This window comes from uncultured Chitinophaga sp. (assembly GCF_902168175.1).
Lineage (GTDB): Bacteria > Bacteroidota > Bacteroidia > Chitinophagales > Chitinophagaceae > Chitinophaga.
On the sequence record NZ_CABHOU010000099.1, the window covers coordinates 19627 to 44537 of the forward strand.

General features: G+C 48.4%; 19 protein-coding genes. 6 read left to right on the forward strand and 13 right to left on the reverse strand.

Features of this window, described 5'->3' with window-relative positions; genetic code table 11:
• Window positions 1-18: 18 nt before the first annotated feature.
• On the forward strand, window positions 19-2103 hold the full coding sequence (locus tag QZT80_RS23730) for a polysaccharide lyase 8 family protein (RefSeq protein ID WP_295128293.1): 2085 nt from the start codon (window positions 19-21) through the stop codon (window positions 2101-2103).
• 75 nt (window positions 2104-2178) lie between these two features.
• Here QZT80_RS23730 and QZT80_RS23735 read toward each other — a convergent pair whose 3' ends face one another.
• The 7 genes from QZT80_RS23735 to QZT80_RS23765 all read right to left on the reverse strand — a co-directional run bounded on the left by QZT80_RS23735 (window position 2179) and on the right by QZT80_RS23765 (window position 11365).
• Window positions 2179-5598: a ThuA domain-containing protein gene (locus tag QZT80_RS23735; RefSeq protein ID WP_295128296.1), complete on the reverse strand. Its 3420-nt coding sequence runs from the start codon at window positions 5596-5598 to the stop codon at window positions 2179-2181.
• A gap of 23 nt (window positions 5599-5621) precedes the next feature.
• Window positions 5622-6362, reverse strand: coding sequence for a ThuA domain-containing protein (locus tag QZT80_RS23740; RefSeq protein WP_295128299.1), 741 nt, complete (start codon window positions 6360-6362; stop codon window positions 5622-5624).
• 113 nt (window positions 6363-6475) lie between these two features.
• Window positions 6476-7198, reverse strand: a complete 723-nt coding sequence (locus QZT80_RS23745) for a DUF1080 domain-containing protein (RefSeq protein WP_295128302.1) — start codon at window positions 7196-7198, stop codon at window positions 6476-6478.
• Between the two features lie 134 nt (window positions 7199-7332).
• On the reverse strand, window positions 7333-7734 hold the full coding sequence (locus tag QZT80_RS23750) for a c-type cytochrome (RefSeq protein ID WP_295128343.1): 402 nt from the start codon (window positions 7732-7734) through the stop codon (window positions 7333-7335).
• Window positions 7735-7835: 101 nt separating this feature from the next.
• Window positions 7836-8894 carry a sugar phosphate isomerase/epimerase gene (locus tag QZT80_RS23755; RefSeq protein ID WP_295128346.1) on the reverse strand — a complete coding sequence of 353 codons (1059 nt, stop codon included), beginning with the start codon at window positions 8892-8894 and terminating at the stop codon, window positions 7836-7838.
• Window positions 8895-8907: 13 nt separating this feature from the next.
• Window positions 8908-10071 carry a Gfo/Idh/MocA family oxidoreductase gene (locus QZT80_RS23760; protein ID WP_295128347.1) on the reverse strand — a complete coding sequence of 388 codons (1164 nt, stop codon included), beginning with the start codon at window positions 10069-10071 and terminating at the stop codon, window positions 8908-8910.
• A 19-nt stretch (window positions 10072-10090) separates the two neighbouring features.
• Window positions 10091-11365: a sugar MFS transporter gene (locus QZT80_RS23765; protein ID WP_295128350.1), complete on the reverse strand. Its 1275-nt coding sequence runs from the start codon at window positions 11363-11365 to the stop codon at window positions 10091-10093.
• A 724-nt stretch (window positions 11366-12089) separates the two neighbouring features.
• On the opposite strand from QZT80_RS23765, the gene QZT80_RS23770 reads away from it, so the two are divergent.
• The 5 genes from QZT80_RS23770 (at window position 12090) to QZT80_RS23790 (ending at window position 18447) form a co-directional block, all read left to right on the forward strand.
• Window positions 12090-12575 (forward strand): hypothetical protein, encoded by a 486-nt coding sequence (locus QZT80_RS23770; protein WP_295128353.1) that lies wholly within the window; start codon window positions 12090-12092, stop codon window positions 12573-12575.
• Between the two features lie 255 nt (window positions 12576-12830).
• Window positions 12831-16160 (forward strand): preprotein translocase subunit SecA, encoded by a 3330-nt coding sequence (gene secA / locus QZT80_RS23775; RefSeq protein ID WP_295128356.1) that lies wholly within the window; start codon window positions 12831-12833, stop codon window positions 16158-16160.
• 8 nt (window positions 16161-16168) lie between these two features.
• Window positions 16169-16828 carry a deoxyribose-phosphate aldolase gene (gene deoC / locus QZT80_RS23780; RefSeq protein WP_295128358.1) on the forward strand — a complete coding sequence of 220 codons (660 nt, stop codon included), beginning with the start codon at window positions 16169-16171 and terminating at the stop codon, window positions 16826-16828.
• Between the two features lie 13 nt (window positions 16829-16841).
• The gene (locus QZT80_RS23785; RefSeq protein ID WP_295128361.1) at window positions 16842-17288 is read left to right on the forward strand and encodes an SPOR domain-containing protein; all 447 of its coding nucleotides are present in this window, start codon (window positions 16842-16844) and stop codon (window positions 17286-17288) included.
• Window positions 17272-18447 carry a M20 family metallopeptidase gene (locus QZT80_RS23790; RefSeq protein WP_295128364.1) on the forward strand — a complete coding sequence of 392 codons (1176 nt, stop codon included), beginning with the start codon at window positions 17272-17274 and terminating at the stop codon, window positions 18445-18447. Before QZT80_RS23785 ends, QZT80_RS23790 begins: the two co-directional genes overlap by 17 nt.
• 83 nt (window positions 18448-18530) lie before the next feature.
• Here the strand turns inward: QZT80_RS23790 and QZT80_RS23795 are convergent, their stop codons facing one another.
• The 6 genes from QZT80_RS23795 to glyA all read right to left on the reverse strand — a co-directional run bounded on the left by QZT80_RS23795 (window position 18531) and on the right by glyA (window position 24718).
• A complete protein-coding gene (locus QZT80_RS23795; protein WP_295128367.1) occupies window positions 18531-20015 on the reverse strand; it encodes a TlpA disulfide reductase family protein in 1485 nt (494 codons plus the stop codon).
• Between the two features lie 138 nt (window positions 20016-20153).
• Window positions 20154-20906, reverse strand: a complete 753-nt coding sequence (locus QZT80_RS23800; RefSeq protein WP_295128370.1) for a hypothetical protein — start codon at window positions 20904-20906, stop codon at window positions 20154-20156.
• Window positions 20907-20915: 9 nt separating this feature from the next.
• Complete coding sequence (locus QZT80_RS23805) at window positions 20916-21290, reverse strand: GntR family transcriptional regulator (RefSeq protein ID WP_295128373.1); 375 nt, start codon at window positions 21288-21290, stop codon at window positions 20916-20918.
• Between the two features lie 17 nt (window positions 21291-21307).
• Entirely contained in the window at window positions 21308-22171 is an 864-nt protein-coding gene (locus QZT80_RS23810) for a hypothetical protein (RefSeq protein WP_295128376.1), read from the reverse strand.
• A gap of 10 nt (window positions 22172-22181) precedes the next feature.
• A complete protein-coding gene (locus QZT80_RS23815; protein WP_295128378.1) occupies window positions 22182-23018 on the reverse strand; it encodes an ATP-binding cassette domain-containing protein in 837 nt (278 codons plus the stop codon).
• Between the two features lie 422 nt (window positions 23019-23440).
• A complete protein-coding gene (glyA, locus tag QZT80_RS23820) occupies window positions 23441-24718 on the reverse strand; it encodes a serine hydroxymethyltransferase (protein ID WP_295128381.1) in 1278 nt (425 codons plus the stop codon).
• Between the last annotated feature and the right edge of the window lie 193 nt (window positions 24719-24911).

Sequence of the window (24911 nt, forward strand, 5' to 3'; positions counted from 1 at the left end):
GTATTTAAGTACACAGTTATGAAGAAACGACTATTACTTTTTATAACGCCCCTTCTCATTTCACTGGGAGCGATGGCGCAGGCCGAGTATACGATCATTAAAGACCGCATCCGGTCGGAACTGATCGGTAAAGCCACGAATACCGCCCGGTTAGACAACCAGGTAAAAGCCAACCTGGGCACACTACAGCCTAATGGCGCCTGGCCCGACGTGCCCTATGCCTATGACGCTAAAAAATACCTGGCGGAAGAACACCTTCACCGGGTAAAGAGCTTTGTACAGGCGTACGTAAACCCGGCCAGCAGTTGGCACCATAAACCGGCCCTGCTCACGGCTATCATTAATGCCCTTAATTACTGGGAAATCACCGATCCCAAAAGCTGGAACTGGTATCATAACGAGATATCCAACCCACAGATTACGGGAGAAATTCTGATCATGATGGAACATGAGCAGTTACCCAAACCACTGCGCGACAGTCTGCTGGTTAAAATGAATCGTGGCAACCCGGCTAAATGGACTGGCGCTAACAAAATGGATATCGCCACGCACTTCATGTACCGCGCCTGCCTGACCGGCAACGATTCGCTGATGCGGTACAGTGTGGACGAAATCTTTTTCCCAATCCGCCTTACTACCGAAGAAGGGATACAGCACGACCTCTCGTTTCAGCAACATGGTGCGCAGCTGTACATATACGGTTATGGCGCAGTGTTCGTGGAAGGCGAAACCAAAATAGCATACTACCTGCACGGTACCTCCTACGCCCTGTCCGGCAACAAGCTCGACATCTTCAGCAACTTCGTCCGCAAAGCCTTCGTGAAAGTAATGCGTGGCCGGTACATCGACTTCGGTGTGAACGGTCGTAGCATCAGCCGCGTAAACCATCTTTCGCCAGGCATCACTGCTCATCTCGAAAAACTACGGCTGCTGGATAAAACACATGCTGAAGAATACGAGCAGGTTATACAGCGGTTACAAAACAAACAACCTGCCTCCTACGCTATTACGCCGGAACACACGCACTACTGGCGCTCGGATTACAGCATCCATCACCGGCCGGGCTATTTCTTCGGACTGCACATCGCATCCTCCCGAACGGCCAAACAGGAAAACGGCAACGGCGAAAACCTGAAAGGGTATTACCTATCCGACGGCGCAACTAACATTGCAGTGAACGGTAACGAATACTTTAATATTCCACCGGTATGGAACTGGAGCAGGATACCCGGCACCACGGTTCCCTACATCACCCAAATACCGCTTCGTAAATCATGGGGCTTTAATATGGGCGCTACAGCTTTCTGCGGTGGTGTGTCGGACTCCCTGTACGGCGCATCTGCCATGATGCTGAACGAATACAATACCGTGGCCCGCAAAGCCTGGTTCTTCTTCGACAAAGAAGTGGTGTGCCTCGGCGCAGGTATCACCGCTACCGATACAGCAGCCATCAACACCACCGTTAACCAATGCCTGCTGGAAGGTAAAGTAACGGCAAACATTAACGGTACAACCAGCACGGTGGACAATGGTACTTATCAATACAACAACTTAAAATGGATCACGCATAACGGTGTAAGTTATTACTTCCCTGCAGCTGGCAATATTCACCTCAGCACACAGCCGCAAAGTGGTACCTGGAAAAGTATTAATAACGACGGGCCAGCAGCATTACAAACAATGAACGTATTCCAGCTGTGGTTCGATCATGGTGTAAAACCCTCCGATGGAACCTACGTGTATTATGTTATTCCTGGCCAGGACATGAAAAAGTACGATGCCGGTGCGGTACGCATTATGCAGAACGATGCGGACGTGCAGGCGGTGTATCATAAGGGATTAAAAGTGTGGCAGCTGGTATTTTACAAAGCAGGCAACTTTAGTAAAGAGGGCATCAGTATTGGTGTAGATAAACCTTGTGTGATAATGATCAGGCAAACATCCAATAAACTTGCGAGTCTTTCAGTAGCCGATCCGGCACAACAGCAGCAACAGGTAAATGTATCGTTGCAAATAGGTAATAATAAAGCACAGCAGCTTACCTGCGAACTGCCTTCCGGCGCTTATGCGGGCGCTACGGCAAAGTATAACATCCACCTGTAAACAGTATCCGACGAAATTAAAAAGGGCTGACCATTCATTTTTTTGGTCAGCCCTCTTTATTAAAATCTGAAACTATTACTTCGAGATCAGTTTGAATGTGTGGATCAGCACGGCTGATTTCACATCTGCGTTTTGCGCTTTAAGAACAAAGTATAGGTTGCGGCGATTATTGCCCGCGATAGCTGTAAAGTTAATGCTGGCGGTATTTAGTTTACCACCTGCTGCGCCCGGGCCCAATACCACTTCGCCCAGCTTTTGACCAGTCGGGCTATCGAGATACACTTCGGCAACATAACCGGCAGTCATGGCCGAATCCTGCACCGCGTAGTTAATTTCAACACCGTTCACTTCTGCCAGGTCGAGGTCTTTGTACGACACCCAGCCGTTTTGAGTAGGCAGTACATAACGTTTACCATCCAGTTCAAAACTGGCTACGCCATCGGCGGCATCGTACCTCGCTGCTGCGATGATCGGGTTACGCAGTTCGATGTTGGCCGTGCCTGTGATGGGACGAATACCGGCGCCACCTTTATCGGTGTAGCTGGCTAACAGGTAAAACACGCCTTTCTCTTTCCACTCGCTGCCCGCCAGCGGATCTACGCTGCCGGTGAGTGGTAACGAAGGAGCCTGTTGCACACCGCCTGCCAGTGACAGTACCCATTCTGCTATCTGTTTCGCTTCGCCTTTGGTGATAGTGGGGTGGGCAGACATGGCTGTTTCGCCCCAAACACCACCACCGCCTTTAATGATCTTATCGGCCAGGTAGTCGGATGCTTTTGCATCGCCTTTATATTTCTCTGCCACCTGTTTGAAGGAGGGGCCTATCGACTTTTCATCTACCTTATGGCAAGACTTACAATCGCCGCTTTCCACCATATTTTTACCGGCAATAGCACCGGAAATAACCTGGTGACCTTGTGGCATGCCGGCTTTATCTCTCCCCTCCATATACATCGTTTTGATGTAGATGTTAGCAGCATCGAGTGTACCACTGGCGGAATTACCATCTTCTTTATCGTTGATGCTTACGGAGTAATTCACTTTTTTACCCGGGAAGTAGAACATGCTGTTACCAGTAATGTTCACTTTTACTTCCGGTGTTTCGTTGCCTGCGTAAACTGATATCATGTTACTTTGTGTGTGTGCGCCTTTATCGTCGTACACATCTACAGATACCAGGTATTCGCCACCCTGTGAATAGGTAAACTCAGCTTCCGGTTCTTTCGTTTCTTTCTTATTACCGTTACCGAAGTTCCATATATAAGTAAGCGGATCTCCATCACTGTCTTTAGAACCTTTGGCGCTTGCTTTCATTTTAAAGGGCAGGCCGCCGGTTATTTTATCAACGCTTAATTTAGCTACCGGTGCGCGGTTGCCGCCGTTGTAATCGATACGTACCAGGGCAGCATCGGGGTTCTTGGAGAACCAGCCATTACCGTATTCCAATACATATAAACGACCATCGGGCCCCATTTCCATATCGATAGGTGCATTAAACTTCGTGGATGGCATAAAACGTTCCATCTTGGAAAAGTTTCCGTCCTTATCCATGGTTACGGCCATTATCCAGCCGCGTATCCAGTCGTAGATAAACAGTTTGCCGTTGTAATAGTCGGGCAAACGTGTTGCTTCGGGATACATATCGCTGTAATAAACAGGGCCTGTTTGGGCGTTGCGGCCACCTGCGCCTACTATTGGAAACTCGTCCGATTTACCGTAAGGGTACCAGATGAATGCAGGTTGCGCTGGAGGCAGATCTTTTAAACCGGTATTATTACGGGATGTGTTCACTGGCTTGGCAGGGTCCCATTCAGGACCGCTTTCACCGGTTTCGTAATTGTACTGGCGATAAGATTTGTTGTTGGCGATAAACATTGGATAACCGAAAAAGCCGGGTGCTTTTGCCTGGTTCACTTCATCGTAACCACGCGGGCCACGTTCGGCAATATCATTGGCTGCATCCGGACCTACTTCGCCCCAATACAGGTAACCGGTTTTCTGGTCTACTGAAATACGGTAAGGGTTACGTGTACCCATGGCGTAAATTTCAGGTTTAGTATTGGCAGTGCCTTTTTTAAACAGGTTACCATCCGGTATTTCATACGAGCCATCTTCTTTTACCTTGATGCGAATAATCTTACCGCGAAGATCATTCGTATTCGCAGAAGTACGACGGCCATCATACTGCAGGTGACCGGGACGATCATCTGTAGGGCCAAATCCTTTACTGGTATAAGGTTGATTAGGTTCATCGAACGGTGTGGTGTTATCACCGGAAGAGAGGTATAACAAACCACCGGGACCAAATGCAATAGAACCACCGGTATGGCAGCATATCTGGCGCTGGGAGTAAAACTGCAATATCACTTTCTCTGATTCCAGGTTCAGCCTGTTGTCTTCGAACTTAAAGCGGGAAAGCCTGTTCACCGAAGTATCTGCTGGTGAGTAGAATACGAATACGTAGTGGTTATCCTTAAAATTAGGATCGGCCGCAATGCCTAACACACCTTCTTCCGCATTCACGCCTTCTACACTTGTTTTATGGTATACGTTCAGGAAACCTACCTGCGATAACGACTTGGAGGTATTGTTGTAAAACAGGATCTCACCACGGCGCTGGGCAATCAGGATGTCCAGGTTAGGCAGGATGGTCATTTCGGTGGGTTCAAAGAACTCGCCGCCCGCCAGTACCTGTTTGGTAAAACGGTCTTCCTCCGGTACGCGTATCGCTTTTGCTTTAGAATAATCCAGCACCGGATTATCACCTATTGCATATTTAATACCGCCGAGAATATGTTTCAGAAAATTGGCTTCGGTGTAAGATTCTTCTGTATGTCCTAAACCGGTATAGAATGCACGGCCGCCATCGAAGTTGTGGTACCAACTGATGGGATGATCGCCGTTCATATTACCGCCGGTATAACTTTTCTCATCCAGCGTCATGAGTACCTTGGTATTCTTGTTCAGCTTTTTGTAGTTATACCATTCGTCGGTACGTTCCCATACATCAGGCAGTTCGCTTGTAGCAGGAAAATCTTTCAACACTACATTTACTTTTGCCTTGTGTACACCGGGAGGATGACTCTCGAACCAGCCACCGGCCAGTTCGCCATACCAACCCCAGTCGTACTCTGTATCGGCAGCGGCATGAATGCCTACATAACCGCCACCTGCCTGGATGTAACGCTGAAAATCAGCTTCCTGGAAGTTGTTGAGCACATCGCCGGTGGTGTTTAAGAAGATAACGGCGGAGTATTGCTGTAACGAGTCTTCGGTAAACTTAGCCGCATTCTCTGTTGTATCCACAATAAAGCCATTGTCGGCGCCCAGTTTCTGCAACGCCTTTATTCCCGCAGGAATGGCCGCATGGCGAAAGCCTGCGGTTTTGGTAAATACCAGTACTCTGGGTTTGCCTTCGCGTGTTTTCTTACAACCTGCGAAAAAGGCAGTTAAGCCAGCCAGCATTACCAGGAAAACGAAACTTCGTATCCTCATAACGTTCATTAGATTTTAGTGAGTTATTTTTTCTTCGGGAACTTCTTGCCCATTGCATATTGAATACCGCCCAACAAATGTTTGAGGAAGTTGGGCTCTTCGTACGAAGCTTTTGTATGACCGAGTTCGGTGTAGAAAGTTCTGCCCCCATCAAATTCGCGGTACCAGCTCATAGGATGATCATCGCCGTTTTTACCACCTTTGTAAGTGCTTTCATCTATTTTGATCAGCACATTAAGGCCGGGAACGATGCTCTTGAAATTGTACCATTCATCTTTACGCACCCAGTCGTCAGACAGGTGTTTGGTGGAGGGATGATCGTGGTTGACTACTTTTAACGTGGCTGTTTGCTGCTCGGGGTGACTAAGAAAATAAGCGCCTACCAGCTGGTTGTACCATGGCCAGTCGTACTCGGTATCGGTAGCAGCGTGCACTCCTACAAAACTGCCGCCTTTACGGATGTATTTCTCCATGGCCGCCTGCTGCGCTGCATTGAATATATCGCCGGTGGTGCTTAAAAAAACGATGGTAGTGTATTGTTTCAGGTTTTCATCAGTGAATTTAGTGGCATCCTCCGTTGTATCTACTGAAAACCCGTTTTCGGCACCCAGCTTTAACATAGCCAGTTTACCTACAGGTATTGCATCGTGCCGGAAGCCTGCTGTTTTAGAAAATACAAGTACTTTGGGTTTTGCTTTTTTCTTTGCACTTGCCACACTAAACAGGGCCGTAACGGCTAACAACAGGAGCGTGAATTTTCTCATGATAGCGTTCTATTGATAAAATAAAAAGGAAAGATCTTTAAAAACGTGTCCCCTGGGGAGTTGAATATTCCGCAGAGGACACGATAGCATTTACTACACTTAAAATTATATTATTACAGCACGCGGATTTTCAGGTTGCGGTACCATACTTTATCGCCATGGTCCTGCAGTGCAATTTTACCTTTTGCGTATTCGCCAAAACCTTTCCAGGTTTTGAACTTGCTGTTATTGAGCAGTTCCTGCCACTCAGGAGTCCCCATCGTGGTTTCGGCAGTTTTTTTACCGTTCAGGTACATGGTCAGTTTACCATTGTTTTTTATGAGTTTTGCTACGTTCCACTCACCTACAGGCTTAGCATAAGAACCAGGAGCAGCGATCATGTCGTACAGCTCACCGGAGTTGTGCTTTTTGTTCTTTCCGTCGGGGTGGCCGGCATCGTCGATCACCTGCATTTCCGGGCCGGTAGAATAAGTAGCGTGGTACTTAGGGTCTTCGTTAACACCGAATATTAAACCGCTGTTGCCGTTCGGAGAAATTTTCCACTCGTACACCAGTTCGTAGTTTTCGTAGTCGCCATCGGTAACCAGGTCGCCACTGGCGGCGCCGTCTTTTTTAGCGTCTGTATCCAGGAACAGGGCGCCGTCCTGTACTTTCCAGGCGTTGGTGCTGCCGGGTTTAACATGGTACTGGTGCCAGCCATTGAGGGTTTTACCGTCGAAAAGAAGCGTCCAGCCTTCTTTCTTTTCTTTTTTGCTTAAGCCAGTTCCGGTTTGGGCTATCGCGCAGGAGCTTATCATAACACAAGCCGCCATTGCAGAAAAAACAATACGTTTCATAAGAGATTTTGCTTTAGTACTTCTATTAATTTCGATTCGAAAGGAGGGAATACACTTCCCTTATATCTGCTCAAAAGGCGGTTCGTCCTCCTGCTCAGCTATGTAACCATGACGCGTATCTGATATCGGCCGGATTATTTACCGGTAGAAAGGATGTATTTCGCCATCTCTTTCGCATCTTCTAAAGGAACATCAGGATGCGGCGTCATAGGAACTTCGCCCCAGTTACCAGTACCACCTTTGATTATTTTGTCTGCCAGCATAGCGATATTCTCTTCTGTGGCAGGGTATTTCTTAGCTACATCGATGTAAGCAGGGCCTACAAGTTTAAGGTCTACCTTGTGACAGGTAAGGCAGTCTTTAGAAGCGATGAGTGTTTCACCTTTAGATACTGTCGGAGTTGCCGGGGCTGCTGGAACCTCGTTGGCGGAGATCTTAACTTCGTCGTCCTTTTTTTCTTCTTTCTTTTCACCGCCGCCGCACGCTGCTACAAACATTGCACTAATAAAAAGCGGTGCTAAAAATTTCTTTGTCATGTTGATCGTATTTAATCTTCCTTATTTTTTTACAGGCCGGGGAAATTACACATTAAATTGAATTCCGGCGAATTCTTTACATAAACGAGAAAGTGCCGGGGTTAAATACCCAGCACTTTTCTATTAAAAGCCTCATCAGAGCCGGTTCCGGCGAAATCGTCGAAAGCCTTGTCTGTTACACGAATGATATTGTTCTGGATAAATACGGCACCTTCCTTAGCGCCATCCTCCGGGTGTTTCATGCAGCATTCCCACTCCATTACCGCCCAACCGCTGAAGTTGTACTGGGTAAGCTTGGAGAAAACGGCCTTGAAGTCTACCTGCCCATCGCCCAGCGAGCGGAAACGGCCCGGCCTGTCTATCCAGGACTGGTAACCGCCATACACACCCGAACGGCCGGTAGGGTTGAATTCCGCATCTTTCACATGGAACATACGGATCTTTTCGTGGTAGATGTCGATGTATTCGAGGTAATTAAGGCACTGCAACACGAAGTGGCTCGGATCGTACAGTAAACACGCGCGGCTGTGGTTGCCGGTGGCTTCCAGGAAACGCTCGTAACTCACACCATCATGCAAATCCTCACCCGGATGGATCTCGTAACAAAGGTCTACGCCATTGGCATCGTACTCGTTCAGGATAGGTAACCAGCGGTTAGCCAGTTCCTTAAAACCTGTTTCTACAAGACCAGCAGGCCTTTGAGGCCATGGGTAAACGGTTTGCCACAGCAAAGCACCGCTAAATGTAGCGCTGGCATTGAGGCCCAGGTTGCTGCTGGCTTTCGCCGCATATTTCAGCTGGTTTACCGCCCACTCCGTACGCGCCTTTACATTGGCAGCACCACGCAGCTCCGCGGGAGCAAAACCATCAAACAGTTCGTTGTAAGCAGGATGTACCGCTACCAGTTGCCCCTGCAGGTGGGTAGACAGTTCGGTAATTTCCATACCGGCTTCCTTTACAATCCCCTTTAACTCGTCTGCATAAGTTTTGCTTTCTGCAGCCTGTTTCAGGTCAATGAGGCGGCTGTCCCAGGTAGGAATTTGTACCCCTTTGAAACCTAAGCCCGCTGCCCATTTACAAATGTCCTTCAGGTTATTGAAGGGCGCTTTATCGTCCGCAAACTGCGCCAGGAATATACCAGGACCTTTAATTGTTTTCATGCTACCCTATCTTTTATTCGATTTCAAATTTGGTCCATTTCTGCTCGCTGGCCGATGACTTCACCACATTGTCGATAAAGGCCATACCGCGAATACCTTCTTCCACACCCGGAATATCCAGTGCTTCTTTGGCAGGCTGCGTACCATCGATGCGGGCGCTTAACTGCAGGGCAAAGTTGCGGTACAGGTTACCGAATGCCTCCAGGTAACCCTCTGGGTGACCGCCCGGCGTACGGGTATTGTGTACGGTGTAGCTGGAAAGGTTACCGAAACCAGTACCCTGGCGGTAAATCTCCGTTGGCTTGTCAAGCCACCTAACGATAAGCGTATTAGGCTCATGCTGCGACCATTCCAGGCCACCCTTTTCGCCATATATCCTCATCTTCAGTGCATTCTCTTCACCGGCGGCTACCTGCGATGCCATTAACACACCGGCAGCACCGTTATCGAATTTCAGCAGTACCGCACCGTCGTCGTCCAGCGCGCGGCCGTCTACCATAATATTAAGATCTGCGCACAGTTTAGCTACCTGCTGGCCCGATACATATTCGGCCAGGTTAAACGCGTGTGTACCGATATCACCGAACGCGCCGCTTTTTCCGCTGCGTTTAGGGTCTGTACGCCATGCCGCCTGGGCGTTACCTTCACGCTCGCTCAGTTTGCTGAGCCAGCCCTGTGGGTACTCTACCCATACTTTACGGATTTTACCCAGCGCGCCTTCTTTCACCATCTGGCGGGCCTGTTTCACCATCGGGTAACCGGTGTAAGTGTGCGTTAACAGCAACAGTAAACCAGTTTCCGCTACTTTGGCTTTCAGCTGTTTAGCTTCGTCCAGCGTGAGGGTGATCGGCTTTTCCACCACCACGTTAAATCCTTTGTCCAAAGCCATCATTGCCGGCTCAAAGTGTGCGAAGTTGGGTGTAACGATGGTGATGAAGTCCAGCCTGTCTTCCGTACGGGCAGCTTCTTTTTCCAGCATTACTTTGAAGTCGGTATAAATACGGTCTTCCTGGAGGAACAGGATATGTCCTGATTCCACGGCGATTTCCGGATTAACGCTCAACGCGCCAGCTTTCAGTTCAATAAGTCCATCCATGTTGGCGGCAATTCTGTGCACGGCTCCGATGAAAGCGTCTTTACCGCCTCCGATCATGCCCATTCTTAATTTACGGTTCATATCTATTGATTCAACTTGTTTATGCAGTTTGTAATTGTGGTTTTTGTTTGCCCCTCATATAAAAGAACAAGCCGATGAAGGCCACTACTAATATAATGGGTATTATAAGGGTAGCATTCAGTATTTCCGGTCCGGCAACGGCCTGCGCCTGTGCAAAGGCTGTAGCTTCGGTAGTACCCGGCGCGGCAGTGCGGTAAGCATCGAGGCTGGCACCGGCCGGCAGGTTACGCCCTACTATCCCATCGTAAAAAGAACCCATGAAGTACATGTACACCGATACGGCAAACATGCCCGCTCCACCTACAAGATTCATACCCAAAGCACCCGATTTAGGGATATTTTCAGACACGAAACCGATCATCGTAGGCCAGAAGTAAGTAACGCCCAAACCAAAAATAAAGGCCGCTACAAATATCATATTTCCGGTTGAGTGCCCCAGCAAATATAGTCCAAGCGCCGAAAGAACGGCCGATACCACCAAAACGCCTGTAGGAGCGATACGATGGATCAACGGTCCGGCAAAGGCGCGGCCTATGGTTTGTACACCGGCTGTAAGCGCTAAGATAAGAATAGAATTTTCAGTTACGTTCTTCAACAGCACTTCTATCCACTGACCGGTAAATAATTCTGTGATCGCCGTACCGAACATCATTATAAATATGAAGATGAACAATGGCGAAGCCAATGCCCTGTACATTTCCGAATCGCTCACACCGGCCGCCACACGTTCGGTAACCGGGAATTCGAGTTTCATGAACATGTAACCATAAATGAGGGTCGGGATGAGCATGGTAGCCACCTGCACCTGCCAGTCAATACCGATTTTGCTGAGCAGGAACACGATTAAAGTACCCACTACAATCCCCCCGGGGAACCAAAGGTGGAAGTGACTGAGTTTCGTTGTTTTATTATCAGTAAAGATACTGGCTACCAGTGGGTTACAGGCAGCTTCCACCGTACCATTGGCCATACCTATGAACAATGTGGAAATAAATAAACTCCAGAAACCGGTAGCGGTAATGGTGAGTACGATACCGATAAGGTGCAGTATAAAAGCCCCCATCAGCAGGCGTTTCATACCAATGGCATCCACAATGAAGCCTCCAATTACCACTGCCAGGGGAAAACCCCAGAAGGCGGTACCTGCCACGATACTTAATTCGCTGACACTTAAATCGAACTTCGCACCCAACTGACCAAGAATGCCGGCGCGTATTCCAAAGGAAAGAGAGGTTACCAGCAGGGCAAGACAACTGGCAACAAATAACTTCTGAGGCTGAATCTGTTTTTGCATACACGTGAGAATTTTAGATAGTAATACGATTTACTGAAAAGTTGGAACCTTTAAATATAGAAAAACATTTTTCATATTCTCAGCCTTTTTATAAGCACCAACCATCAAGTATCTCGCCCCCATCAACGCTCTGGCGCTTATTTCAAAACTAAAAATGGGGTTACCGGCGGTAGTAATACTGACCAGGCCGCCGTTGTGTCACTCCCTTCAGCGGCAGTACCAAACTGAGCTAATCATTCAATTCATTGCTTTTCAATGTGCTGTCATCAATTAACAGACGTACCTCCTTCGGACATCCTTGTCACATCATTGTCAGTTGATCCGTATTTGATCCGTATCTGATCCGTATATAACCCGTATATAATCCGTATCTATATAGATACGGGTTATATATGGATCAACTACGGTTTGCTAACGGATGTTGCTACAAGAATCCTTAAAGGGAGTAAGGTAAAGCGAAGGATGCGTAGACGCTGAGACATGATTTAGGGTGCGAGGGGCATTTTGCGACGGGTGATTTAGTTACGGTGAAGTAAGTAGGAAGTATGCTGAGAGTAGGGAGAAGCGGAGGGTGAGCGGACGGTAAGACATGATTTGGGTGGCGAGGGGGTGTTTGCGACAGGTAAATAAGATGAGTAGTGTTACTGCCGCTGAAGGGAGTGACACAACGGCGGCTGAATAGCCTGTAAATAGCTGGTAAAAAAGTCTTATTTTAGCGCCAGCAATGAGACCTACGTTCATACTTTACCTAGCCATCGGCGTTTTCTTTTTGCCCGTCTGTACGAGTCAAGCGCAGGCCGGGGAAATAGAAGCTGCGTTCATGCGGGTGATGGAAAGCATTGAACATGGCGACTTTGAAGCGTTCCGTAAACTTCAGGTAACAGAGGCCGACCAGGACCCATCGCTGTTAAAAAGCCGGTTCGACCAGATCGTTGCCTATTACCAGCGTTACCGCTCCGGCGAAAGCAAAGTGGAGTTCCGGAAAGGCAATATGCCGGTGGAACTTGACCAAAAGCTGGTACAGGTCCGCTTTTTCGAGGGACGTGATAGCTACAACGCTTACCCAGACCTCTTCCCCGCACAATCTCCTCTTTATATAATTGAACCTTCGATCGTTTCGATGCCTGTAGTTATCAGGCACCCACGGCAGATCGAACAGCATGGCCACGATAAAAGCCACCCCACCCGCGCAGGCCCCAACCAGGCTTAACCAACGCCCGAAACATCGGACTTACCCATGTAAAAGCAGGCAAATTTTGTCAGTCAACAGCAGCCCGAATGGGCAGGTTTAGCACGATCGTCCGGGCTTTTTAGCGTAATTTTACGCTCCCTTCCGCCAACATGGCATACCATTTTTCTGCGCACAGTATTTGACTGGAAGCGACAATGCGGAGAAATGCTGTATATTGGCGCCTCGGCAAAAAAGTAAAATAATAATTGATTCATACGTAACTAATCATCAAACATGTTAGGTTTTTTAACAAAGCTTTTCGGAGGTAATAAATCTGATCGCGATATCAAGGTTATCCTTCCCTTAGTGAAACAGGTGAACGAGGAATACGAGAAGCTGCAATCCCTGCCTATCGACGACCTCAGACATAAAACAGTAGAATTCCGTGAAAGAATAAAGGCGCATCTCGCGGGTATTGACGCCCAGATAGCTGATAAAAAGGCTGCTGCCGACGGTATGGAAGATGTTTCTCAGAAAGATGCCATCTACCAGGAAATTGACAAGCTGATAAAAGAGCGCGACAAACAAATTGAAGAAGTGCTGGAATCGTTGCTGCCCGAGGCTTTTGCCACGGTGAAAGCAACAGCGGCCCGCTTAAAAGATAATACAGAACTTACCGTAACGGCCACCGACCTCGATCGTCAGCTGGCGGTTAAACGCGAATATGTAACCATCAACGGGAACCAGGCCACCTGGAAAAACAAGTGGCTGGCAGCCGGCAGCGAAGTAACCTGGAACATGGTACACTACGATGTTCAGCTGATCGGTGGTGCCGTATTACATAGCGGTAAAATTTCCGAAATGGCTACGGGTGAAGGTAAAACCCTGGTATCTACCCTGCCTGCGTACCTCAACGCCCTTGCCGGCGAAGGTGTACACATCGTAACCGTGAACGACTACCTGGCCCGCCGTGACTCCGAGTGGAACGGCCCCCTGTTCGAGTTCCTGGGTATTACCGTAGACTGTATCGACAAACACCAGCCTAACAGCGCGGAACGCCGCACTGCCTACATGGCCGACATCGTATACGGTACCAACAACGAATTTGGTTTCGACTACCTCCGCGATAACATGGTGCACAGTCCGGAAGAAATGGTGCAACGTAAACATCATTTCGCGATGGTGGATGAGGTGGATAGCGTGTTGATCGATGATGCGCGTACCCCGCTGATCATCTCCGGCCCTATCCCACGCGGCGACGAGCAGGAGTTCCATGCACTGAAACCACGCATCCAGCGCCTGGTAGATGAGCAGAAGAAAGTAACCAACCAATTCCTGATAGAAGCTAAAAAACTGATCGCAGAAGGTAAAGACGATCCTAAAACAGGCGGTATGGCGCTGATGCGCGCATGGCGTGGTTTACCGAAAAGCAGTGCCCTTATTAAATACCTGAGCGAACCAGGTATTAAAGTACTTCAGCAAAAAGCAGAGAACTATTACATTGCCGACCACCAGCGCGAAATGCCTAAAGTGGACGAGCAATTGTATTTCTATATCGACGAAAAAAACAACAGCGTAGATCTTACGGATAAAGGTATTGCACTGATTACCCAGGGTGGTGAAGACCCACACTTCTTCGTAATGCCGGACGTTGGTTCTGAACTCGCAGAGATCGACAAACTCGACATTCCTGCTGAAGAAAAACTGCACCGCAAAGACACGCTGATGCAGGACTTTGCGCTTAAATCAGAACGTATCCACTCCGTACAGCAGCTGTTAAAAGCATATACGCTGTTCGATAAAGACGTGGAATATGTAGTGATGGACGGTAAAGTGAAAATCGTAGATGAACAAACAGGTCGTATACTGGACGGCCGTCGTTACTCCGACGGTTTACACCAGGCGATTGAAGCCAAGGAAAACGTAAAAGTGGAAGCTGCTACGCAAACCTTTGCTACCATTACCTTACAGAACTACTTCCGTATGTACCACAAGCTGGCCGGTATGACCGGTACCGCTACAACAGAAGCAGGTGAGTTCTGGCAGATTTACAAACTGGACGTGGTAACCATCCCCACCAACCTGCCTATTACCCGTAAGGACAGTGAAGACCTGGTATACAAAACAAAACGTGATAAGTACAAAGCTGTAATAGAAGAAATTAAGCAAATGCAGGCCGCTGGCCGCCCGGTACTGGTAGGTACTACCTCCGTAGAGGTGTCCGAACTGCTGGGTAAAATGCTCACTTTCGAGAAAGTGCCGCACAACGTATTGAACGCCAAACAGCACGCCCGTGAAGCACAGATCGTAGCCGAAGCAGGTTTGCCAGGCGCGGTGACCATTGCCACCAACATGGCAGGCCGTGGTACGGACATTAAGCTGGGCCCCGGCGTTAAAGAAGCAGGTGGTTTGGCTATTATTGGTACAGAGCGTCATGAAAGCCGCCGTGTAGACCGCCAGTTACGTGGTCGTGCAGGCCGCCAGGGCGACCCCGGTACATCACAGTTCTTTGTATCACTCGAAGACGACCTGATGCGCATGTTCGGTTCCGACCGTATTGCATCGCTGATGGACCGTATGGGTTATAAAGAAGGCGAGGTAATTCAGCACAGCATGATTACCCGTTCTATTGAAAGAGCGCAGAAGAAAGTAGAAGAAAATAACTTCGGCATCCGTAAACGCCTGCTGGAGTATGACGACGTAATGAACAAGCAGCGTACCGTGATTTACGCCAAACGTAACCACGCCCTGTTTGGCGACCGCCTCGCTATCGACATCGACAACGCTTTCTTCGAAGTGGCACAAAACATCATTACCACACACCGTGAAGCCGGCGACTACGAAGCCTTCAAACTGGACGTGATCATGAACTTCGCGGTAGATACTTCTATCTCCCATGAAGAGTTCTCGAAAGATCCTGTGGCGAACGTAGCAGAGAAATTATACGGAGAAGCAGTACATACATACCACCGCAAAACACAGGAAATCGCGCATAACATGATGCCGGTTATTAAAAAACTGTTTGCAGAACAAGGTCATATGATCGAGAACATTTCCGTTCCGTTTACCGATGGCCGTAAAGGTATTAATGTACTGGCAGGCCTGAAGAAGATCGTTGATACAGAAGGTAAAGAAACCATCAATGCACTGGAGCGCAGCATTACACTGGCGCTGATAGACGAAGCATGGAAAGAACACCTGCGTGCGATGGACGATCTGAAACAATCGGTACAAAGCGCCGTGTACGAGCAAAAAGACCCGCTGCTGATCTACAAGTTCGAGGCCTTTAACCTGTTCAAACAAATGGACGGTGAAACCAGCCGCGATATCGTATCCTTCCTTTGTAAAGCCGGCATCCCAATGCAGGAGCGCGAAGAAGAAGATATCCAGATCCGCGAAGGCAGGGAAGAAAAAACCGACATGAGCAAAATGCGCGCAAGTCACCAGGAGTTCGATGAGCCGCAGCCATCTAAAGCACCGCAGCAGCAGCAGTACCAGAACGAGTACGCCGACGAACCGTTGCGCCAGGACCCTGTGCGTGTTGGACCGAGAGTAGGCCGTAACGATCCTTGTCCATGCGGAAGCGGTAAGAAGTACAAACAGTGCCATGGTAAAGACCTTTAATGTTAAGAATGAACATTAACACGTATATAGACCATACCGTGCTTAAGCCGGTAACCACACTGGAAAATATTAAACAATTATGTATGGAAGCGGTAGAATACAGCTTTGCGGCTGTATGTGTACCGCCTCCGTACGTAAAAATAGCGGCTACTATGTTGGGCAGCACCAACGTTAAAGTAGCTACCGTTACCGGTTTCCCCTTCGGCTATTCGGCCCTGGAGGCTAAAGTGGCCGAAACAGTACTGGCGATAATAGACGGTGCAGATGAGATAGATATGGTAGCGAACCTGATCGCCATACGCAATGCCGACTGGGCTTATCTCGAAAAAGAAATAGGCACGATACTGCCCGTGGTGCGCAGTAAAAGCAAAGTGATAAAAGTGATCATCGAAAGTGGCATATTATTGGAGGAAGAGATACTCAAATGCTGCGAGATTTATGGCCGGTACGGGGTGGATTTTGTGAAGACCTCTACCGGGTACGCTGAGAAAGGCGCCAGCATAGAAGCTGTAAAGCTGATGAGGGCACACCTGCCGGCGAATGTGAAGATCAAAGCCAGCGGGGGAATCAGGACCTTCGAATTCGCCAAAGCGCTTGTTGAAGCCGGGGCCGACCGTATTGGGGCCAGCGCCAGTGTAGACATCGTTAAGCAGGCAAATGCCATTTGATAATAAGAAAGACATGTATAAACTATTTTTCCTTGCTGCCATATTCTTACTCCCGGCAGCGGCCATTAAAGCACAGGACAACACCGTGGCCGACAACACCGGCTCCGTTAAAGTGGTGAAAGACAGCCGCATCGATGTGCTGGTAAAAAAACAGATCTACATTAACACCCTCGCTATCCGTAATCAGCCAGGCTTCCGCGTACAGGTAATTACCACCAACAAACGCAACGAAGCCAACGATGCCAAAGCCAGGGTTATGCAACTGTTTCCCGACTACCGCACGTACATCGATTACCAGGCGCCCTATTTCAAAGTGAGGATTGGCGACTTCAGGAGCCGCGATGAAGCAACGGAACTGCGGAACAAATTAACTAACCAGTTTGCCGGAGGCGTATTTGTGGTACCTGCCATCATAAACGTTAGTCCGGATAAAGAACTATCGAATGAAGAACCGTATTAAAGCCCTTGCCGCAGCATATGCAAACGACCTTATAGCCGTAAGGCAACATATACACGCTCATCCCGAGTTATCTTTCCAGGAACACGAAACATCCGCATTCATCCAACGCAAGCTGGATGAATTTGGCGTTAAATACCAGGCCGGTGTAGCCGGTACCGGTATTGTTGCGTTAATCGAAGGAAAGAACCCGTCTAAGAAAGTAATTGCCCTCCGGGCAGATATCGATGCGCTGCCCATAGTGGAAGCCAATGATGTGGCCTATAAATCACAGAACACTGGCATAATGCACGCCTGCGGGCACGATGTACATACATCGGTAGTACTAGGTGCGGCGAGGATATTACAGCAGGTAAGGGACGAATTTGAGGGTACTGTAAAAATACTGTTCCAGCCAGGTGAAGAAAAGCACCCCGGCGGTGCCAGTCTGATGATCAAAGACGGCGCACTGGAAAACCCGAAACCCGATGCTATATTGGGCCTGCACGTACACCCTAACATGGAAGTAGGCAACCTGGGCTTCCGTGCCGGTAAATACATGGCCAGTGCCGATGAGATCTACATCACCGTAAAAGGCAAAGGCGGTCATGCCGCTGCGCCACACCTTACGGCCGATACCATCCTCATTGCCTCGCACCTGGTAGTAAGCCTGCAACAGATCATCAGCCGCAACAACAACCCCTTCTCCCCTTCGGTATTATCTATATGTGCCTTCAATGGTGGCTTTACAACGAACGTGATACCCAGTGAGGTAAAACTGATGGGCACCTTCCGCGCTATGGACGAAGTGTGGCGATTTAAGGCGCACGAGCTGATATACAAACAAGCCCGCGAACTGGTGCATGCCATGGGAGCGGAAATAGATATAGACATCCTGGTGGGTTATCCTGTTGTGGACAACAATGAGGCTGTAACCACCAAAGCCCGTGCCTTCGCAGAGGATTATATGGGTAAAGATCATGTACAGGAAACAGAATTAAGAATGGGAGCAGAAGATTTCGCGTTCTATTCACAGGTAATACCCGCGTGCTTCTTCCGACTGGGCACTGCTAACAAAGAAGCCGGTATCACATCCGGCGTACATACGCCTACGTTTAATGTAGACGAACGGGCGATTGAAATAGGCATGGGTACCATGGCCTACTTAGCTACACAATTTTAAGAGCTTCTTATAAAAACAAAACCGGCGGTGAGAACACTGCCGGTTATTGTGATGATCTATATTATTGCTTTACATACATTAAGCTATTTCAAATTTCCGAGTGCCTTATCCAGGGCTGCTGCAATCTCATTCTCTTCCGCGGCTCTCGGTGCATTATTGTCAATAATGATGCCATACTCATCTATTAACACGTAATGCGGAATGCCATTTACACCATAGGCCTGACATACAGGATGTTTTGTCCATCCCTCGGCAATAAGATTGATACCATCGAGCTTTAACTCCTTCAAACTTTTCTTCCACTCCTGTTCATTGGAGTCAACACATACGTTCACAAATAACACGTTTTTTCCTTTGTACTTCGCATGCAGGGCCGGTACTTTATTTTCGATATCGTAAATACAGGGGCCGCAGTTCACTCCCCAGAAGTCCAGGTATATTACTTTACCACGCAGGCTTTTCAGGCTCACCATTTTACCCGACGCATCTTTCAGGAGGAAGTCCGGCGCAGGTTTGCCAGGCGTGAGTTTGATCACCCGTTTGTGATAAGCGATCAGTGAATCGCGGATAACGGGTACCTGTACGGCGAGCATAAAGTCGGCATAAGCGCGTTCGGACTCGGCAAAAGTATAATGCTGGTAGGAGAATTTGATCGCCGTCATCGCCAGCCAGTCGCGTACCATGGTGAAGCCGGTGCTGTACATCGCTTTGATGTAATCATTGTAGCCAGGTTCAAAGGGTAAAGGGGCAGTGCCGTTATCGTACACCAGGTTGATGCCATCGTCAAACGTCCGTTTAGCGTCGAAACGAACATAATCGAACATAAAATCGCGGCATTCCTTCGACCACTTAAAGTGTGTGTAATTGAGCGATTTATACGCATCGAAACCTGGTACCAGTTTCTCCCATCCTTCCACCATGCCTGCCGACCGGGTAAATGCCAACGGGTACTTTAAACGGCCGCCATACGACTTCATGGTTCCGAGGAAGCGGTAGTACAGATCGGCCACTATCTTTTCCGTATGGGCTGTACGGGGTGCAGAAAGCACATCGAACATTATATCATTGTACATGGCATTGATCTTTACGGCTTTCAGAGAGTCGTTCCCTTCATTGTACCCGCCAAAGCCCCGCTGCATGTTGATATAAGGCATCAGGTAAGCATCGAGTTTTTGCATGAGCGCAGCTTCCTTTGTCCGTTCGGCATTAGCCCCGGTTACCTGTAAGCTGGCAGTGATGTTTTTTGCATCCCAGTTAACCAACAAGGTATCGCCCGGTACAGCAAACTGCATGTGAGGGACCGAGTCCATCGCGAATATCACCTCCGCCAGGCCGGTAGTGTTAAAGGTGTAAGTAAAGTTACCCTCCTTGTCGATCTTTACGTCCAGCCGGTTCTGCGATAACAGGTCGCAAGTCATCAGCCCCCAGGTTTTACTGGTGTTATTGGTGATGTGGCCCTTAATAACAACAGGTTTCACCGCCCTGGCATTATCATGGGCCTGCGGGCCCTGCGCCTGTAAAGCAACTGGCAATAAAGTAACAAAGAGAAACAGCGCTATCTTTTTCATGTTGATTATTAGGTTTTAAGTCTGGCATTGGGGCCTGGCAAAGAACATAGTAATTCCTGCCAGGCCTTTGCGCCTGGTTAACAATAGTTATGGATGTTGATTAATGGTGTTTTAGAATGGTCGTAAGGAGGCGGTTGGTTATTGATTTTTATTGATAAATTCCTGTAACTCTGCGGCGCCGCCCGATAACTCTATGCGAGCCGTACTATCCACACGCTCCGGCTTCAGCTTAGGCGCCATATCGTTTTCCAAAGCCAGTTTACTGAGCGGCCCAAGCAGGTATCCTACGCTTTTTACACCAGGCATGCTATTGAGTTTCGCTTTGGCATTATTGCTAATGGCAAGGCGCAGGCGGGGCGTTTCCAGGTCGGTGAACTCGGCTTCACACCCGGAAATTTCTGCACTGATACTGTCTGTCGTTTTAAAACCACTCACTTTAAAGTAACCGCCATTATTTAAAATAAGGCCTTTAACATCTGGCAGGCCTATAATGGCAAGTGTGGCCACATATGGAACTTCTGCATAGTATTCAGAACGCAGTTTTATAAAGAGGGTATCGTTTTTAACCTGCCGTTTTATCAGCGTGTCGACCTGGGTATTTACTTCTATTTTATACGTATTATCTTTTACGATTGAAAACGGCAAACGCCTCGGGTACATTGGGTCTGAACTAATGTAAGCCGCGCTGGGGGCAGATACAGAACCATCTATCACTACATAGTGAAAAGGCTGTAATAGCTCACTTTTCATATGCTGATCAAAAATACTGATGTTGTGCGGCACATAAAAGCTGCCCGCAAGATAAGTCCTGACCATTAACCAGTGATATACTACTACAGCCAGCGGCAGGCTGAGGCAGAATACCAGTATTAATATATTGCTCTTTTTCATGTTGTCGGTTTAGGGATTTGAGTGTTGCGCTTTAAAAGCATCGTACCGTTCTTTGAGCTCATCGAGCTCGATGCCCAGCAAGTGGATCTTATGGAAAAATGCGGGCAGCTCTTCCTGCAAAAACTGGTTACGACGCTGGCCGTTCAGCTTCTGCAAAGCATCTTCGCTGATATAATAACCTAACCCGCGTTTGGTATAAATAATGCCCTGCTGTTGCAGGTGTTCATAAGATCGCATCACCGTATTTGGATTTACTTCGAGTGTAACTGCCAGCTCCCGTACCGAAGGCGCCCTGTCCTCCGGCTTCAACTGCCCGGTTTGCACGCGGTCGCATACATAATCGGCAATCTGGAGATAGATGGCTTGTGACTGATTAAATTGCATAACTTCTGTTTGGGATGTTAGAGTTCCTGTTCCTTTAACTTCAGCCAGGCGATGCAGATAAGCAATACCGGCAGCAGGAACAGTATGCACATGGCCAATACGTATTTTCCTCCGTTTAGTTGTACGCTTACGGAGCTGCTGTTCACCATCGGCGACGTTAAATCGCGAATCCTGAAATCTATCAGCACCTGCATGTCCTTAAAGGGAGTTCCTCCATACGATCTTGCTCCTATTGGCTCCTGCCGGAAATGTTCCAGGTAAGGGGCGATGTTTTCCGGGATACGGTTATTCAGTAATTTCTTCATCATCGGCTCGGCGCTTATCACACCGAGGAACATCACAGCGCAGGCAATGGAGAGGGCTACCGGGAAAACATAACGTCTGAACGTGGCAGAACAAACAAGTACAAATGCCAGCACCAGCTCCACAAAGAAAAAGGTCATTAAAACTTCCCGGAAGGTGTAACTGGTAAAATGATTCGCATGCCTCGTAAAATTCCGCTCTATGGTTAGGACTGTATTGGTCGCCAGGAACCAGACACCCAGGTATACCAGCGGAAAAATGAGCATCAGGTAAGTGATGGCTACCGCCAGCTTCTCTGTCGCAGAAGCAGGCAACATCAGCGCCCCAATACCTTCCGCCTTATGATGATACCGTTTTAAGATCGTTGACCCATACGCAAGACCACATAAAAGAAGCCCGATTACGAGTATACCATCCTGTCCGCCGGTTTGCAGTCCCGTATCATCGGAAAAAGCGATACCCGTCATCAGCACGAGCATACCCAGTGCTATGGCCAGTGTAGCGAGGATGTAGAGCTTCCTGTTCTCCACCCACTGTTTGATAAATAATTTCCGGAATCTGTATAATGAAAAGTTCATGAAGGTAGGTTTAGTGATTAAACATTGAAAGCACCTGCTGTTTCTCGGTCATCAGGGCATTGAAGAACATTTCCATATCAATCTTCGAAGCCACTCCTGAATGATTGGGCGCTACAACCGCATAACCTTTAAGGGCACCTTCGTAGTAAATGGGCGATTGTACTTCTTCCAGCGAAAAGCTGTGGGTAAAAAGGAGTTTATCTGCGATCGCGTCTACCGACTGATTAAATAGAATGCGACTCTCGTCCACCACCAGGATGTTGTCGATCAGGTTATCGAGGTCTTTTACCTGGTGGGTACTCATGATCATGAGCTGATCGTCCTGCAGGGTACCGGCAATGACCTTGCGAAACTGCCGTTTGGAAGGGATATCGAGGCCGTTGGTAGGTTCATCCAATAGCAACACCTTTACCCGGGTAGCCAAAGCAAAAGCGATCATCACTTTTTTGGCCTGGCCAAAACTCAGCCGGCTCAGTCGGTTCTTTGGCGTTACTTCAAAAGCTTCGAGGTACTGGTGAAACGCCTGGCTGTCAAAATCCGGGTAAAAGGCACCGTTCAACTTTACAAACTCCGGGATGGTCAAGTCCGGCACCCGGAACTCTTCCGGCAGCAGGAATATCTGCTGTAAAAAAGCCGGCTGGCGTTTGCCGGGGGTAAAGTCCAGCACGCGGGCCTTGCCGGTTTTAGGAAACAGCAAACCGCTGATCAGGTGCAACAGGCTGCTTTTTCCCGCACCATTCCTTCCAAGAAGGCCGTAAATGCGGCCAGGCTGCAAGCTGAGATGGATGTTCTCCAGTACAGGGCTATCTTTCCGATAGTAAAAACTGAGGTGGTCAAGGGAAATCATATGCTTTTGATTTACTGTACTAGTTAACTAGTACAGTGCAAATGTATAACAATTTTGGAATGTACAAGAAGAATTTTTAGATCATTGTTATTCAGATAGTTAAATTGACTTATGTAGGAATCTGGAGGTGTATGGAGGTGTACTAGCGGACCTAAATCGTGTTACGCTGTGAAGGCATACATGCGTAAATGATATTGTTGAATCCGTTGTCCGCGACCGCAGGGAAGCGATCCTTGTATGCAGTCCTGATGTTGGTTCGTTTTGTAGCGAAGGCGTACAGGATGTCCGGGGAGACCGATATGAACCTTGTCACCACTGAAGGAAGCGGCATCGGCGGGTTAACAGCCCTTTCTCCACCGGTTATCATAAAAAAAACCGGCCCTCTCACGAAGGCCGGCAGTACATTATCGTTAAATGCTGTCCTACATTTCAGGATACAGCGGGAATTGTTTCATGAACTCGTTCACCTCGCCGCGCACTTTGGCGATCAGGGTATCATTGTCAGCATCTACCAGCAGGCGGTCGATCCAGTCAACGATGTTCGCCATATGATCTTCTTTCAGACCGCGGGTAGTGATAGCGGGAACACCTACACGGATACCCGAGGTAACAAACGGTGATTTATCATCGAAAGGCACCATGTTTTTGTTCACGGTGATATCCGCTTTCACCAGTACCTGTTCCGCTTTTTTACCGGAGATATTTTTGTTACGCAGGTCGATCAGGATCAGGTGGTTATCGGTACCGCCGGATACCATCTGGTAACCTTTATTGAGGAATGCTTTAGCGAAAGCCTGTGAGTTACGGAGCATCTGCTTGGCATACACATCATACTCGTCGGTCAGAATTTCGAAGAACGATACCGCTTTGGCAGCGATCACATGCTCCAGCGGGCCTCCCTGGATACCAGGGAATACAGCAGTATCGAGCAGGGAACTCATCATGCGGGTTTCACCTTTCGGGGTTTTAAGGCCGAATGGGTTTTCGAAGTCTTTGCCGAGCATAATCATACCGCCACGTGGACCACGAAGGGTTTTGTGGGTGGTAGTGGTTACGAAGTGGCAATGAGCAAAAGGCGAATTGAGGAGCCCTTTGGCGATGAGGCCTGCAGGGTGAGCAATATCCGCCAGTACAAAAGCACCAACTTTATCAGCTATTTCGCGGATGCGTTTGTAGTCCCAGTCGCGGCTGTACGCAGAAGCGCCACACACGATCAGTTTTGGCTTTTCGGCCAGGGCTACCTGCTCCATGGTATCATATTCAATAAGGCCGGTTTCTTTATTAACACCGTAGAAGAACGGCTGGTAGAGTTTACCAGAGAAGTTTACAGAAGAACCGTGTGTAAGGTGACCGCCCATGCTCAGGTCGAGACCCAGGATTTTATCGCCGGGCTGGAGGATCGCCAGCATAACAGCAGCATTGGCCTGTGCGCCGGAGTGAGGCTGAACGTTGGCATATTCGCAGCCAAAGATCTGTTTAGCCCTGTCGATGGCCAGCTGTTCGCTGAGGTCCACCACTTCACAACCGCCGTAGTACCTGCGACCAGGATATCCTTCTGCGTACTTGTTGGTCATCACATTACCCATCGCCTGCATTACCTGGAGGCTGGTAAAGTTCTCAGAAGCAATCAGTTCAATGCCATGACGCTGTCTTTCCAGTTCCTGGCCAATGATATCGAATATTTGCTGGTCTCTTTGCATGTGCTAAAATTTGCCCGCAAAATTAAACGTTATTTAATAGAAATGCTAATCCTAAATTCTCTGAAAACCAGTTATACTGGCCCATCTCATATAGTCTTATTTTATATATTGCAGCCCTTTAGCTGCTATAGAAGGGTAGTTATTCATCAATTTATAGTAATTTCGGCCCGAATCAGTGATGAAGAGAGTCATT

Bases quoted from the DNA above. Each gene is read 5' to 3' on its own strand.
- QZT80_RS23765 (WP_295128350.1), bottom strand. From the start codon at position 11,365: ATGCAAAAACAGATTCAGCCTCAGAAGTTATTTGTTGCCAGTTGTCTT.
- QZT80_RS23760 (WP_295128347.1), bottom strand. From the start codon at position 10,071: ATGAACCGTAAATTAAGAATGGGCATGATCGGAGGCGGTAAAGACGCT.
- QZT80_RS23795 (WP_295128367.1), bottom strand. From the start codon at position 20,015: ATGAAAAAGATAGCGCTGTTTCTCTTTGTTACTTTATTGCCAGTTGCT.
- QZT80_RS23815 (WP_295128378.1), bottom strand. From the start codon at position 23,018: ATGATTTCCCTTGACCACCTCAGTTTTTACTATCGGAAAGATAGCCCT.
- QZT80_RS23790 (WP_295128364.1), top strand. From the start codon at position 17,272: ATGAAGAACCGTATTAAAGCCCTTGCCGCAGCATATGCAAACGACCTT.
- QZT80_RS23810 (WP_295128376.1), bottom strand. From the start codon at position 22,171: ATGAACTTTTCATTATACAGATTCCGGAAATTATTTATCAAACAGTGG.
- QZT80_RS23755 (WP_295128346.1), bottom strand. From the start codon at position 8,894: ATGAAAACAATTAAAGGTCCTGGTATATTCCTGGCGCAGTTTGCGGAC.
- deoC (WP_295128358.1), top strand. From the start codon at position 16,169: ATGAACATTAACACGTATATAGACCATACCGTGCTTAAGCCGGTAACC.
- QZT80_RS23745 (WP_295128302.1), bottom strand. From the start codon at position 7,198: ATGAAACGTATTGTTTTTTCTGCAATGGCGGCTTGTGTTATGATAAGC.
- QZT80_RS23785 (WP_295128361.1), top strand. From the start codon at position 16,842: ATGTATAAACTATTTTTCCTTGCTGCCATATTCTTACTCCCGGCAGCG.
- QZT80_RS23805 (WP_295128373.1), bottom strand. From the start codon at position 21,290: ATGCAATTTAATCAGTCACAAGCCATCTATCTCCAGATTGCCGATTAT.
- QZT80_RS23770 (WP_295128353.1), top strand. From the start codon at position 12,090: ATGAGACCTACGTTCATACTTTACCTAGCCATCGGCGTTTTCTTTTTG.
- QZT80_RS23750 (WP_295128343.1), bottom strand. From the start codon at position 7,734: ATGACAAAGAAATTTTTAGCACCGCTTTTTATTAGTGCAATGTTTGTA.
- glyA (WP_295128381.1), bottom strand. From the start codon at position 24,718: ATGCAAAGAGACCAGCAAATATTCGATATCATTGGCCAGGAACTGGAA.
- QZT80_RS23735 (WP_295128296.1), bottom strand. From the start codon at position 5,598: ATGAGGATACGAAGTTTCGTTTTCCTGGTAATGCTGGCTGGCTTAACT.
- QZT80_RS23740 (WP_295128299.1), bottom strand. From the start codon at position 6,362: ATGAGAAAATTCACGCTCCTGTTGTTAGCCGTTACGGCCCTGTTTAGT.
- secA (WP_295128356.1), top strand. From the start codon at position 12,831: ATGTTAGGTTTTTTAACAAAGCTTTTCGGAGGTAATAAATCTGATCGC.
- QZT80_RS23800 (WP_295128370.1), bottom strand. From the start codon at position 20,906: ATGAAAAAGAGCAATATATTAATACTGGTATTCTGCCTCAGCCTGCCG.
- QZT80_RS23730 (WP_295128293.1), top strand. From the start codon at position 19: ATGAAGAAACGACTATTACTTTTTATAACGCCCCTTCTCATTTCACTG.